General features: G+C 66.7%; 12 protein-coding genes and 1 tRNA gene. 5 read left to right on the top strand and 8 right to left on the bottom strand.

The window, feature by feature from the left end; all coding sequences use genetic code 11:
- Window positions 1–245 precede the first annotated feature (245 nt).
- The gene (locus ACH4EW_RS06990; RefSeq protein ID WP_398252495.1) at window positions 246–1,196 is read left to right on the top strand and encodes a Yip1 family protein; all 951 of its coding nucleotides are present in this window, start codon (window positions 246–248) and stop codon (window positions 1,194–1,196) included.
- 142 nt (window positions 1,197–1,338) lie between these two features.
- On the opposite strand, the gene ACH4EW_RS06985 is transcribed toward ACH4EW_RS06990, so the two are convergent.
- Window positions 1,339–1,839 carry a phosphoribosyltransferase gene (locus tag ACH4EW_RS06985; RefSeq protein WP_398252492.1) on the bottom strand — a complete coding sequence of 167 codons (501 nt, stop codon included), beginning with the start codon at window positions 1,837–1,839 and terminating at the stop codon, window positions 1,339–1,341.
- Window positions 1,840–1,845: 6 nt separating this feature from the next.
- Window positions 1,846–2,421, bottom strand: a complete 576-nt coding sequence (dcd, locus tag ACH4EW_RS06980) for a dCTP deaminase (protein WP_398252490.1) — start codon at window positions 2,419–2,421, stop codon at window positions 1,846–1,848.
- Window positions 2,422–2,911: 490 nt separating this feature from the next.
- Between dcd and ACH4EW_RS06975 the strand changes: the two genes are divergently transcribed.
- The 4 genes from ACH4EW_RS06975 (at window position 2,912) to ACH4EW_RS06960 (ending at window position 6,199) form a co-directional block, all read left to right on the top strand.
- Window positions 2,912–2,982, top strand: a tRNA-Gly gene (locus tag ACH4EW_RS06975).
- A gap of 316 nt (window positions 2,983–3,298) precedes the next feature.
- Window positions 3,299–4,039, top strand: a complete 741-nt coding sequence (locus tag ACH4EW_RS06970; protein ID WP_398252487.1) for a hypothetical protein — start codon at window positions 3,299–3,301, stop codon at window positions 4,037–4,039.
- A 46-nt stretch (window positions 4,040–4,085) separates the two neighbouring features.
- Entirely contained in the window at window positions 4,086–4,583 is a 498-nt protein-coding gene (locus ACH4EW_RS06965) for a hypothetical protein (RefSeq protein ID WP_398252484.1), read from the top strand.
- Window positions 4,584–4,930: 347 nt separating this feature from the next.
- Window positions 4,931–6,199, top strand: coding sequence for an IS701 family transposase (locus ACH4EW_RS06960; protein WP_398253318.1), 1,269 nt, complete (start codon window positions 4,931–4,933; stop codon window positions 6,197–6,199).
- Window positions 6,200–6,735: 536 nt separating this feature from the next.
- On the opposite strand, the gene ACH4EW_RS06955 is transcribed toward ACH4EW_RS06960, so the two are convergent.
- The 6 genes from ACH4EW_RS06955 to ACH4EW_RS06930 all read right to left on the bottom strand — a co-directional run bounded on the left by ACH4EW_RS06955 (window position 6,736) and on the right by ACH4EW_RS06930 (window position 12,331).
- Window positions 6,736–8,049, bottom strand: coding sequence for a hypothetical protein (locus ACH4EW_RS06955; RefSeq protein ID WP_398252481.1), 1,314 nt, complete (start codon window positions 8,047–8,049; stop codon window positions 6,736–6,738).
- A 130-nt stretch (window positions 8,050–8,179) separates the two neighbouring features.
- Complete coding sequence (locus ACH4EW_RS06950) at window positions 8,180–9,346, bottom strand: helix-turn-helix domain-containing protein (RefSeq protein WP_398252478.1); 1,167 nt, start codon at window positions 9,344–9,346, stop codon at window positions 8,180–8,182.
- Window positions 9,336–10,139 carry a hypothetical protein gene (locus ACH4EW_RS06945; protein ID WP_362549997.1) on the bottom strand — a complete coding sequence of 268 codons (804 nt, stop codon included), beginning with the start codon at window positions 10,137–10,139 and terminating at the stop codon, window positions 9,336–9,338. The genes ACH4EW_RS06950 and ACH4EW_RS06945 overlap by 11 nt, the downstream gene beginning before the upstream one ends.
- Before the next feature lie 166 nt (window positions 10,140–10,305).
- Window positions 10,306–11,439 (bottom strand): tyrosine-type recombinase/integrase, encoded by a 1,134-nt coding sequence (locus ACH4EW_RS06940; protein ID WP_398252475.1) that lies wholly within the window; start codon window positions 11,437–11,439, stop codon window positions 10,306–10,308.
- On the bottom strand, window positions 11,439–11,657 hold the full coding sequence (locus ACH4EW_RS06935) for a helix-turn-helix domain-containing protein (protein WP_398252473.1): 219 nt from the start codon (window positions 11,655–11,657) through the stop codon (window positions 11,439–11,441). The genes ACH4EW_RS06940 and ACH4EW_RS06935 overlap by 1 nt, the downstream gene beginning before the upstream one ends.
- Window positions 11,658–11,845: 188 nt before the next feature.
- Entirely contained in the window at window positions 11,846–12,331 is a 486-nt protein-coding gene (locus ACH4EW_RS06930; RefSeq protein ID WP_398252470.1) for a helix-turn-helix domain-containing protein, read from the bottom strand.
- Window positions 12,332–12,610: the final 279 nt, after the last annotated feature.

Below are 12,610 nucleotides of genomic sequence, written 5' to 3'. Positions count from 1 at the left end.
CCCGCGCCCGCCCGGGCGTGGGTGTTGGTGGGGGCGCCCCCCCGGGCCGCTGGGGGGTTTTTTGGGGGGGGGGGGGGGGCCCCCTCGGGGGGGGGGGGGGGGGGGGGGGGCGGCCCCCCCCGCTTCTGCATACGGGGGTCAACCCCCGGGGGTTCCCCTAGGGGATGTCACAGCTCGGCCGCAATGGCGGGCAGGTTTCCCAGGCCCTCTCACCACACCCACGCGGACCAGGTACGTTCGTTGACGTGGCTGGATTCAGGATCGGACGCGGCCGGGACAACCGCACCCCGCAGCAAGCGCAACAGCAACCGCGGCAGCAGCCGTACGGCACACAGGCACCACCGCCGTACGCCCAGCAGCCATGGCCGCCGACGGGAGGCAACGGTGCCCCGCCCCCGTACAACAACGGCGGGCACGGCGGGCACAACAGCGGCTACGGCAACGGCTACAACAGCGGCGGCCACGGCGGCGGCCACGGCGAGCCGGAGTACTTCGGCGACCTGTACCAGCAGCCCCACCACCCCCACGGCTCCCCTCAGCAGGGCGACCCGTATGCCAACTCTCCCGGCCACACCCAAGCGTTCAGCATCGGCGAGGACCCGTACGGCGACGGCAACACCTACCGCGCCGGCCAGGCCCCCGCCCAGCCCGCGGGCCCGCGACTGCCGTGGAAGGACCTGCTCACCGGCATCGTGCTGCGCCCGGGACCGACGTTCTGGCAGATGCGCGACCACCCGGTATGGGGTCCGGCGCTCATCGTCACGTTCCTGTACGGCCTGCTCGCCCTCTTCGGCTTCGACCAAGCCCGGGACGACGCGATCCACGCGACGATCTCCGCAGCGATCCCCTACGTCGTCATCACGGGCATCGGCTTCGTCATCGGCGGCCTGGTCCTGGGCGCGGTCACGCACACGCTCGCCCGCCAGCTCGGCGGCGACGGCTCCTGGCAGCCGACCGTGGGCCTCTCCATGCTGATCATGTCGATCACGGACGCTCCCCGCCTGATCTTCGCGATCTTCCTCGGCGGCGAGAACTCCCTGGTCCAGGTCCTCGGCTGGATCACCTGGCTGGCCTCGGCCGCGCTGTTCACCTCGATGGTGAGCAAGTCGCACGACCTGCCGTGGCCGAAGGCGCTGGGCGCATCCGCGATTCAGCTGATCGCGCTGCTGTCGATCATCAAGTTGGGCACGCTCTGACGGCATCCGAGCACCTGAGGAAGAGCCCCCGACACACCGCGTCGGGGGCTCTTCCTCATATGTGCTCCTATGTGCGACTGCTCGCGGACGACCGCGCCGCCGGGCTTCCGCTACCGGCCTCCGGCTTTACGCGGCCTCCGGTCTACGAGTCGAGAACCTGCCCGCGGCGCCGTACGACGGGCTTGTCCACGCTCCACGGGAAGTTGATCCAGCGATCGGTCTTCTTCCACACGTACTCGCACTTCACGAGTGAATGCGGCTTCTCGTAGATGACCGCGCTGCGCACCTCGGCAACATGCTCGATACAGAAATCGCGCACCAGCTTCAGCGTCTTCCCGGTATCGGCGACGTCGTCGGCGATCAGGACCTTCTTGTCCGAGAAATCGACGACATTCGGAACGGGCGCCAGCATGACCGGCATTTCCAGAGTGGTACCCACCCCGGTATAGAACTCCACATTCACCAGATGAATGTTCTTGCAGTCCAGGGCATAAGCGAGCCCGCCCGCGACGAACACCCCGCCCCGCGCGATGCTCAGTACGACATCGGGCTCGAATCCGTCGTCGGCCACGGTCTGCGCCAACTCACGCACGGCATGACCGAACCCCTCGTACGTCAGGTTCTCCCGCACATCATCGCTCATCCGGCATCAGACCTGGGTCCGGTGAAAATTCAGGAACGAACGCGACGCCGTCGGCCCGCGCTGCCCCTGGTACCGCGATCCGTACCGCTCGGAGCCGTACGGGAACTCCGAAGACGAACTCAGCCGGAACATGCACAGCTGCCCGATCTTCATTCCCGGCCACAGCTTGATCGGCAACGTCGCGAGATTCGACAGCTCCAAGGTCACGTGCCCGGAGAATCCCGGATCGATGAACCCCGCGGTCGAATGCGTCACAAGACCGAGCCGCCCCAGCGAACTCTTTCCCTCCAGCCGCGACGCAAGATCATCGGGAAGCGAGATGACCTCGTACGTCGAAGCGAGCACGAACTCACCCGGGTGCAGGATGAACGCCTCGTCGCCGTCCGGCTCGACCATGCGTGTCAGATCGGCCTGCTCGACGGCTGGATCGATATGCGGATAGCGGTGGTTCTCGAACACCCGGAAGTAGCGGTCGAGCCGCACATCGATACTCGAGGGCTGCACCATCGACGCGTCGAATGGATCAATGCGTACACGTCCGGCGTCGATCTCGGCCCGGATGTCCTTATCTGAGAGAAGCACGCCCCGAGGATACGCAGAACGCGCGGGCCCGCCCCAATCCGGGACCGCCCCGCGCGCCTGTGACCGCTCCTGCCGCGCCTGTCTCGGCTGCCGCTACCGCTCCTCGAACACCACGGGCACGGCATGCCGCAGCCGCGCACAACGAGGACAGCGAATGAGCCGCCCGGGACCGATCCGCCCGGACCCGAGCTGCTGCATCGGGAACGAAGCGGTAGCGAAAACGTGCCCTTCGGCACAGCGGACGACGGTGCGCTCCATGGAGTCCATCAAGTCCCTTCCCCAACAAGCCTTGGACGAGAACGCCACATTAGGGGATGAACAGGACGCCACTCCAGGCGGCACTCCGACCACCACGCTACGCCCCCAACTCCCGCCCACAGCAACCGCATCCACCCTCCCCGACAGCAAAAAGGCCCCACGGCTCAAACGCCGGGGACCTCGCATGGGGTACAGTGTGGGGCGATGCACCGCCGATCAAACGGTACGCTTCGCGGGTGTAGTTTAATGGTAGAACATGAGCTTCCCAAGCTCAGAGCGCGAGTTCGATTCTCGTCACCCGCTCTTCCACGAACCCTCAGGTCATCGACCTGGGGGTTCGTCGTTGTCTAGACCTCTCACGACCTGCCGTGCCCTCCACGTGCCCTATCTCGCGGAAATACCCAGCCCAGAGGGCACGCGGCGCACCACCTTGCACCACCTCGGGCGGCACCCGGGTCCGACGGCGGGACGCATGATCCGTGATCCGGGCCACTTGCCCGCCTCCCGGCGCGCTCGTTGCTGCGGGAAAGGCCAAGGCTCTCGCCATTGGGAAGAGGGACGTCGCTGGTATCAGGAAACGCCCCACGGGCAGCGGGACCAGTGGCTAGCGTTTGACCTCATGACTGGTGCCGCACCCGCAGGGGTGGAGCTTCTGACGTGCCTGAACCGTCTGGAGTTACGTTTCGATTCCGCCGCATCTCTTGTCGCATCGGACGCCCACGACGATCCCGCGACACTGGAATGGGGCTGCCGTGCCGTCCTGCCTCTGTGGGAGCCGGACGACGAGGAGGCCCGGGCCGACAACGCCCGCCTTCTCGGCCCGGGCATGTCGCTGGCCCAGGCGTTTCAGGGCCAGCGACAGGAGCTGACGATCCTCTCCATGTCCGGGCTCACGCTGGACCTGTGGCGCATCGGCCACATCTACGCGTCGCTAGACTCGCGCGACGCCGACTACGAGCACTTCGCCCCGCTCTTCGACAAGTCCGGCGATCTCGGCCTTCATGGCGACCTGGAGGACTGCCTGGTTAACGGCACCCAAGTCGTCATCATCGACCGGGCACGGATCGCGCCGGCCTGGCGTGGCCTGGGCGGCGTCGGCCGGCTGTTGATCGGACGCATGCTCCGCTGGGTGACCAGCCAGGCGGCGCTCGTAGCGACGCATCCGTATCCGATCGACATCCCTGTCGACGAACGGGACGACAGGACACGGGAGGCGCGGGAGAAGGCGGTCATCCAACGCACCTGGCAGTCCTTGGGGTTCGCGCCCTTTCGCGAAGACCTGTGGGTTATGCAGCCGCATTTGAGCGCCCACGACGATGCCATCGAGCGCTTGGAGACGGCCTTCGGCCGGTACCTCTGAGCACTCACCCACCCGGCCGGCAAACGAGAGGACCACCGGTACCGCGATGCGCGAGTTCACCAACCATAGAGCGCAGCACACGCTCGGCATTCTGCGCGCTTTCCACCTGGAGACCTTGAACTTCTCCGGAATGCATCCTGAGGCGACGCTGGCTGACTTCGAGCACCACTTGCGTCAGCGTGTCGACGTCTTGGAGGCGGAACTTGAGACGGGTGAGAAGGCCGCCCAGGCCGCCGTCGCCACCAAACCCCTGTCTGGCCCCCTCGCCGATCCCGAGCGCCAACAAGCGTTCCGTCAGCTACAGCATGCGGGGGCACCGGCGACAGAACCCGAGAGAGAAGTCTGGTGGAAGCAGCGCAGGGCGGTGCTCGACGAAATCAGGACACAGGGGCTGGCAGAGGCCCTCGACTGGGAGTGCCGCGACTGCGGCGCCCCGGTTGGAGTCGCTTGCCGTACGGGTGGCGGCAGGCCCAAGAAGCAGCCTCACTTCCTCCGGGCCACAGACGCCGAAGCGCCCTACAGCCACGCGTACGGCCTGCATTAGCTAGCCCGTGATCTCCGCTGATCTCAGGGAATCGATGCCGAGGCTGTGGGCGGGCGGTCGGGTCGGCAGCGTCGCAGCCGTGCCGGGTGCCGACGAGCCGCTGCTGAATGGCTTGAACGACAAGAGAACGCGCGGAAGTCGCCTTCTTACGCGGGGTCCTACCGCTCCCGAAACTCAATCACGCTTAGTACTCCAGTCTGACTTCGCGATCTTGTGGCCGTACCCGGCCGAGAACGGGTACGGCCGCCGCGTGATCATCGGTTGGTGTGTGGACAAACGAAGATCGTGCGGTGGCCGCGGGCCATAGCGTAGGCCCTGCCCGCTGGCGGGAGATGTTCGACCAGGCCATGGCCCGGATCGCGGGCCGCTTCGGCCGAGTTGAACCGAGGGCGAGTGCCCGTGCCTATCTGCTCGGGCTGTTGTCGAAGGCAGAGCGGAAGAACTGCTGGCAGCTGGCCGAACAGGCCGGCCTGGCCCGGCCGGGGCCGATGCAGCGGCTGCTGCGCTACGCACGCTGGGACGCCGACGCCGTCCGCGACGATGTCCGTGCCTACGCCGTCGAACACCTCGGCACCGACGGCGTGGTGCTGATCGTGGACGAGACCGGCTTCGTGAAGAAGGGCCATGCCTCGGCGGGCGTGCAGCGCCAGTACACCGGCACCGCCGGACGCATCGAGAACTCCCAGGTCGGCGTCTTCCTCGCCTACGCCACCAGCCGGGGACGGGCACTGATCGACCGCCGCCTCTACCTGCCCGAGCAGTCCTGGTGCACCGATCCCGAACGCCGCCGGGCGGCCGGGATACCCGACGAAGTGCAGTTCGCGACCAAACCCCGCCTGGCCCGGGAGATGATCGCCGCCGCGCTGGAGGCCGAGGTGGAGGCACCGTGGGTGACCGGTGACGAGGCCTACGGGCAGGACCCGCAGCTGCGTGCCGCCCTGGAGGCACGTGGAACCGGCTACGTGATGGCCGTCGCCTGCTCGATGCGGGTGCGGATCAATCAGGGCCGCACCGCCGTCCGCGCGGACACCGTCGCCGAACGGCTGCCCGCCACCGCCTGGCAGCGGCACAGCGCCGGCCCCGGCGCGAAGGGCCCGCGCCACTACGACTGGGCCTGGATCCACATCGGCACCGACGATCAACGCCACCTGCTCATCCGCCGCAACCGCACCACCGGAGAACTGGCCTTCTATCTGTGCTGGTCACCCATCGCGGTCACCCTTGCGGAGCTGGTCCGCGTCGCCGGTGTCCGCTGGAGTGTCGAGGAGTGCTTCCAGGCCGCCAAGGGCCAGGTCGGACTCGACCACTACCAGGTTCGCAACTGGACCTCGTGGCACCGGCACATCACGCTCGCCATGCTCGCCCTGGCCTTCCTGACCGCCCTCACCACCGACGCGGCATCCAAGAGGTCAACCGGTCCGCACTACCCGACTCGCGACAGCGAACCGATCTCCCTGACCGTCCCGGAGATCCGCCACCTGTTCACCCTCGTCTTCAGCCCGTCGGCCGTGACCGCTGCCAGGCTGCTGCACTGGTCAATCTGGCGCAGACGCCACCAGGCAACAGCCCGACACAGCCACTACCGACGACGATCCGCCGACGAACCTGCTGGATAGATCACGAAACCACACTGGAGTATTAGGACGATACGCATGGTGTCGTCAATGTACTCGGCGGCGGCTTTGTCACTCACCTCCTCGATCTTCTTAGGACAACCGCTGAGGATGGTGGCCGCGAGGAGCTCCACACGCCAGCGTCGCGCCTGGTCCGGTGGCAGGTCGACGAGTGCGTCCGAGAATCAGTCGGCCAGTGCCTGGATCTCGATGGTTTCCTTGCCCTCCAGGGGCGTGAGGCTCTCTCTGAGCTATACGAACCGCGTCTCGCTGAACGCGTCCAGGAGCTGACGGGTCTCTTGTAGCCGGGCCGCCGGTCGGATAGGAGGAGTCAGCTGTTCCAGTAGGGACAGGGAGGCCAGGAGCTGCTGCTGTCAGACCGTCCAGATGCGGAGTCGCTCGAACCTCGGTGGTTTGGGCAAGGCTCTCAGCGCCAATTTGAGCCAGGCCGCGGCCGTGTTGTTGATGGACCAGGTGGGGGACCGGTCCAGCAGCCAATCTGGCGAATTGCGGAGGAACTGCCATGCGGGCCGCGCCTCTCACTTACGGTCGGCGCCTCGGAAGATGTCGACCAGGTCTGTAGCGTTGTACCGGTGGTTGAAGAACAGGGCCACGGCCGCGATAGCGGCGATCCCTTGGAGTGATCCTGTGACGGAGTCCGGCAGGCCGAGCTTGGGGGCGCCGAACAGGATGAGGAGAAACACGGCGACGGCGCCGGCCACGCGGAGCGCGGTCCGGTCGGTCACCGGCTCGATCTCGTCGACGTCGTCCAGGAGCTGTCCGGTGCGGCCTTCCGCGTATCGCTCGGCGATGGTGAGCAGCATCTCGGTGAGGTCCTTCAGCGCCATGCCCGGGTCTTCGTCGGTGTACTGGCGTTCCTCGGCCCGGCGCAGCGCGCCCACAACCTTCGCGGCGTGGGTCTTGAGTTCACGACGGTGGGGCGGCTTGGGCTTGCCGTGGCGGACCTTCCAGGCCCGTCGTATGACACGTTCGACGCCGCGCACCGAGACTCGCCGGGCGTCCAGAGGGGACCGTTCACCCATCTCCTGATGGGCTCGGGCGGCGCCGGTGGCGTAGCTGAGGATCACTGCGACCGGCCGGTGCTGCTGCTCGTCATGGTTGTCGACGGCTGGGGCGAACACGACACCGAGGCCGGAGCGCAGCGACGGCGGCAGGCCACCGGTCGACTCCTTCTTCCTGTGGGCTACCCCGAAGGCGGCGAGGATCGCGGGAAGTATCCGGCGAGCCATGTCGATCACGACGTATACGAGCATCAGGAACACGAGCGTGGTGGCCGTGTCCCAGGGCTTCTCCCACGGCTGGCCCCACAGCTTCTGAAGGCGGTGTACCAGATCCTCCGCCTGGTCCACGATGAACAGGACCGCGTCCCTGGTCCCTGCGTAGAGGCTGGCGAGAGGGTCGAGGCCGCTGTACGCCCCTCCCCCTTCCTGTGGGTTCGCGTTCGGTGGGGGCAGCGGTCGGCGGATGCCCTCGGAGACCTCCACCGCGTACGAGGCGAGGTAGCCGAAGAAGGCCATGAAGATGAGGCCGGCGGGCAGGCCGATCACGGCCTCGTGCCACCAGCGCGTGATGGATTGCTCGATCAGCGGCCTGGTGTGCAGTCCATTGTCGGGGAGCACCGGGGAAATCGCCTCGTCGGCCCGGGTGAGCGTGTGCCGTGCCAAGCGGACGGTCAGCCGTCTGCGGAGGATGCGGACTCTGTCGGCCTGTCTCCGCCGCCACCGGCCCACCTTGGACTCGGCGGCGGCGAAGGCGATGGTCGGTACCGCGCCGATGACGCCCAGCACCAGCACGCGCGTGGCGATGGCCAGGGCAGTCTCTACCTCACTCAAGCGATGGGACCCCTTACGTCATCAAGTACGTCGAGAATGCGGGCTCTTGATGGATTTCTGACCCTCGTCCCTCGGCAATGGACTGGCAGTCGCTGGGGGAGCGATGCAAGTCCCTTCCCCCAGCCACTCGTCAGACAAGTCTCAGTACAGGGCGGCTGTCGGGCATCCCCAGCAGCTCACGTACCCTCGCCGGCTTCCACGCGAGTTCCGCAGCAAGCACACGTATCGTCAGTCCCGTGTCTTGCTCTGCCAGCTCGAATGCCTTACTGAGCATCACCGGCTGTTCGCCGGGGTACCCACGTACCGATTGCGGGGCGAAACCGGGCTGCGCGCTGAGCCCTCGCAACCGCTGGTACGCACGACTGATCGTCGCATCAGAGACGAGCCCAAGTTCGCGGTACCGGTAGACGAGCGAGTTCACCGAGACGCCCCAGGTCTGCGACAGGCCGGCCAACCGCGCAAGGTCCACCCTCTGCGGTAGCAGCGGATGGATCGATTCCCGAGGGGTGAGGAACTCGGCAGCGAACGCATCTGCTTCGCGCTCCAAACGGCTGTCGCCGGTAGCACCCGCGTGGAGAACCAGGTGCCCGAGTTCATGGGCCGCGCTGAAGCGGTATCGGTAGACATCGTCGGCGCGATTTGGCGTGAGAACTACAACGGGTCTCAACAGCCCGGAGCTGGAGAAAGCATCGACTTTAGCCGCAGCCTCCTCTGCTTCCGCTGGCGCCACGACGATGAGGCCATTCGCTTCCATCCGGCGAGCTAGGTGGCGCACAGGGCCGTCACCCAGCCCCCAGTGATGCCGGAGCGCTCGGGCAGCGCCCACGGGGTCGTCAGGTAGCTCGGCGCCGGGGCATACCTCGCCTCCCGTGAAGCCGGGAAGGTTCACGGGGGGAAGCTGCACGCGCTTCTCCAGCGCGTGAGTGAGTTCCCAAACCTGTTCGACGAAGCCGAGGGCCCGCTCTCGCTGCGCCCCGGATGTGGAACGCAAGGCCCGAAAGTGAGCCATGGAGCTATCGACTTTACCCATCGGGCGGCCTGCAACGAAGAACTGAATGGGCACGTCCAGCACGTCGGCCAACCGAGGAATGAGCTCAGGGCGAGGACGGTTGGTACCCGCCTCGTACTGGCCAACAGCAGCTGCCGACACGCCTATACCGTCCGCGACCTCGCGCTTGGTGAGCCCGGCAAGGCGACGTGCCTGCGTCAGCCTTGGTGCATGGAAACCGTCCCAGACTGCCCTCGGCGAAGCACCGCCCAGGCTCGTCCCCGGCAGTAGTGGTTGCTCAATGTTCATTGTCCTCAGCAGCGTTCACGAACGCTTCGTACTCGGTCTCACTCTGCGGCGGAGTTCCCGTGGCACGGGCCGCCTCGCTGCGTGTGGAAAGCGCAACCTCAGGAAGATCGCCAGAGGCAAAGTTATCCCCTGCGCGCTGGTTCGGTACAGCGTAGATACGGCTCTCGGCACCGGTCGTGAGCAGAGACTTCTCGGTCACCCACTGCAGGTTCCCAGCATCGTCCAAGAGATTCGCCTGGCCCCACCAGGCGCGCTGCAGACCACTCATGTTCATCTCGTACGGGATGAGGACCAGGCCGGGGCGGGGGTCCCTCTGCGCAAGATCAGCCAGCGATCGCCGAAGAAGCAGCTCCGGGCCTTCCACTTCAACCAGAGGATCCGCGATCCATCGGGGTGCTGGCGCATCGGTAAGGGCGAACAGCTCCCGCATCACGAGAGACAGCTTCTTCGGCCACTTGTCGCCCGGCTCAAAGCCGTCGACCGAGTCCACGCGGTAGGGGCAGAGGATGGTGTTGTGCACCAACACAAGCTCGTAGAACGTGCCAGGCTTGATGAGTTCGGTCCCGGGGATGCCAAGGTCAAGCACGTGCTCAGCGATCCGGTCGTACTGATTGGTCATGCGCGCCGCCCCAGCAGCGAACTTGTGCTTGGACCGACCAGCCAGATGCGACTCGAGCATCGCCGACTCCGTGTCGAGGAGCCCCATCTGAATCGCGAGTCGAAGGCCGGCGACATCTTCCCCAAATCGACCACTGGCCCAAGACGGCATAGGCCCGTCGACGTTCGCGTCCACGCATCACTCCGATCCACGACAGCTTGCGTTACTCCGAGGATGCTACCGCAGGAACTTTAGTCGATCACGCGAATCTTGCACTTTCGACGAATCTTCCACGCCGCCAAGATCTATCGCCCGGGCCGCAAGGGCGCGCGGTGTGGTGCCACACGCCCCTGCGGCCAATTCAGGCTTCGCGCGCCGGACACTGGCGGGCGGCCTGGACGCGAGCATCGATACCCCTGGCGACCTCCCGTTGCCGCTCACCATCGGAGTGCTGGTAGATCAGGGCAGCCTTCTCCGAGGACTGGCCGGCGCGGACCATCGTGTCCTTGAGCGTGGCGCCCGACTGGGTGGACAGGGTGTGGCCGGTATGCCGGAGGTCGTAGAAGCGGAAGCCCTCCGGCAGGCCGACCTTGGTCCGAGCCCTGCGCCACTTGCGGCCGAAGGTGGACCGGCGGAAGGGGGCACCCTTCTCGCCGACGAACAGGAGCCCGTTGGGTTCCTTCTCGGCGTACCAGTCGAGGTGACGCTTCACCTCGATGTGCAGGAAGGCCGGGAGGAAGACGGTGCGCCTTCCGGCGGCCGACTTGGTGTCGCCTTCGACGCGACGGCCGGTGGTCAGCTCGGGTGCGGCGTCACGGATCTTGACCGCGAGGGGTTCGAGCGTGACGTCGGGCCATCGAAGGGCAGCCTGCTCCTCCGGGCGCATGGGCCCGTAGGCGCCGAAGTAGACCATCAGCCGCCACCTCGGTCCCATGGCGTCGGCGAGCGCGTCGACCTGTTCGACGGTGGCCGTCGGGCGTTCCTTGGCTTTCTCGCTGCCGGCGCCCCTGATCCGGCAGGGGTTGCGGCGGATCAGCTCGTCATCGGTCGCCGTCTCCATGATGGCCTTGAGGAGGCGGTAGGACTTGGCGACGGTCGTCGCACCGGTCACCGCCAACCGTTCGGCCCGCCAGGTACGCACGCCCGGTGGCGTGATGTCGTCCAGGTTTACCGTGGCGAATTCGGGCAGCAAGTGCAGGCGCAGGAGCCTTCGGTACAGCTCCTCCGTGGTGGCGGAGAGCCCGCGCTCCTCGACCCACTTCATGGCGTAGGTCTCGAAGTTGACCGAGCCGGCGTCGGGGTCCACCCAGTGCTTGCGCTCGATGTCGGCCTGGGTGAGCGTGAGCCAGGTCTGGGCGTCGGTGCGCGTCTCGAAGGTCTCCGGCGCGGTGCGGCGGCTGCCGTCCGGGGCCCAGTAGCGCGCCTGCCACCGCCCCGACGGGAGCTGACGAACGGTGCCGAACTCGCGCCGCCGCTGCGGCTTGCGGACCGCCATCAGGCAGCCTTCCCGAAGCGGGAACGCGCGTTGCCGAGAGTCGGAACGGTGCGTTCCTCGATGTACGCGGCGATGGCGCTCTCGGGTATCCGTACGGGCTTGCCGAGTTTGACGTAGCGGATGCGGCGCTCCTGGATGAGTCGCCGGATGAAGCGCACGCCGGTGCCGAGGCGTTCGGCGGCCTGCTCCACGGTGAGGAGGGTGTCGGTAGTGGTCACCTCCCCCTGCGGTCGCGGGCGCTGAACGGGGGCGTGCGGTATCGCCGAAGGGCGCAAGTGAGTGCTCCGGTTCCGGCCGGCGGATGGGGCGGCAACCCCGCGCCTGGCCTCGTGTCGTTCAGGGATGGGATGGGCAGGACGGCCACAGCGTGGGTTTGCGTTCCCGCTGCGCCAGGTGGAGTGGGCCGCTATGCGTCGGAGGCGGGCCCGTACTCTTCGTTGCTCTTCATCAGTTCGGTGGCGATGGCGTTGGAGACCATCACGTCAGCCTCCTTACGGATGTCCGGGTGGTCGGCGAGATAGGCGTCGAGTTGGTCGCGGGCCTTCCGTGCCTCGTGGTTGGCACGGTTGGAGGCTCTGTAGGCGGCTACGACGTTGTCGATCAGCTCCATGGCCCGGCCCATGGTCGCCAGGCTGGGCGGCCCGACGAAGTTGCTGAGCGGGACGCCGAGGATCTCGGCGAAACCGATGGCCTCGTCGAGGTTGATTCGACGCTTGCGGTTCTCGATGCGCCAGACCGCAGACGGGTTCATGTCGAAGCCGACGTCGTTCATGCGGTCGGACAGCGTGGTGGTGCTCCAGCCGCGCTTCTCGCGCTCCAGCTTGACCCGCACGGCGGCGTTTTCCTCGCCGCTGAGGAGCACCCCCTCGGGGGCTCCCTCATCATCCGGCATTGCCCCTCCTCCCGTTCACTGCGTGTACCGCCGGTTTTGCGGCATGGAACAAGATTAACATCCGTTCTGCGAATAGCATAGCACTATGCGATTCGCATAGTCTCTGGTACCGTAAAGCACCCCAGCAGACCGCACCGATCCGCTGAGGCATGCCTTCAACCAGCCCCGACATACAAAAAGCCCCCCGGTGACCCAACACCGAGGGGCTCAGAGCGCAAACCTCATGCCGCCCATGAACGACTGACCTGCGAGGCCGGGATTGCCGTCCCATTGGCCCGC

Origin of the sequence: Streptomyces sp. NPDC018000, from assembly GCF_044328025.1 — a bacterium.
Taxonomy (GTDB): Bacteria; Actinomycetota; Actinomycetes; order Streptomycetales; family Streptomycetaceae; genus Streptomyces.
This window is presented reverse-complemented; position numbering and strand designations above follow the sequence as displayed.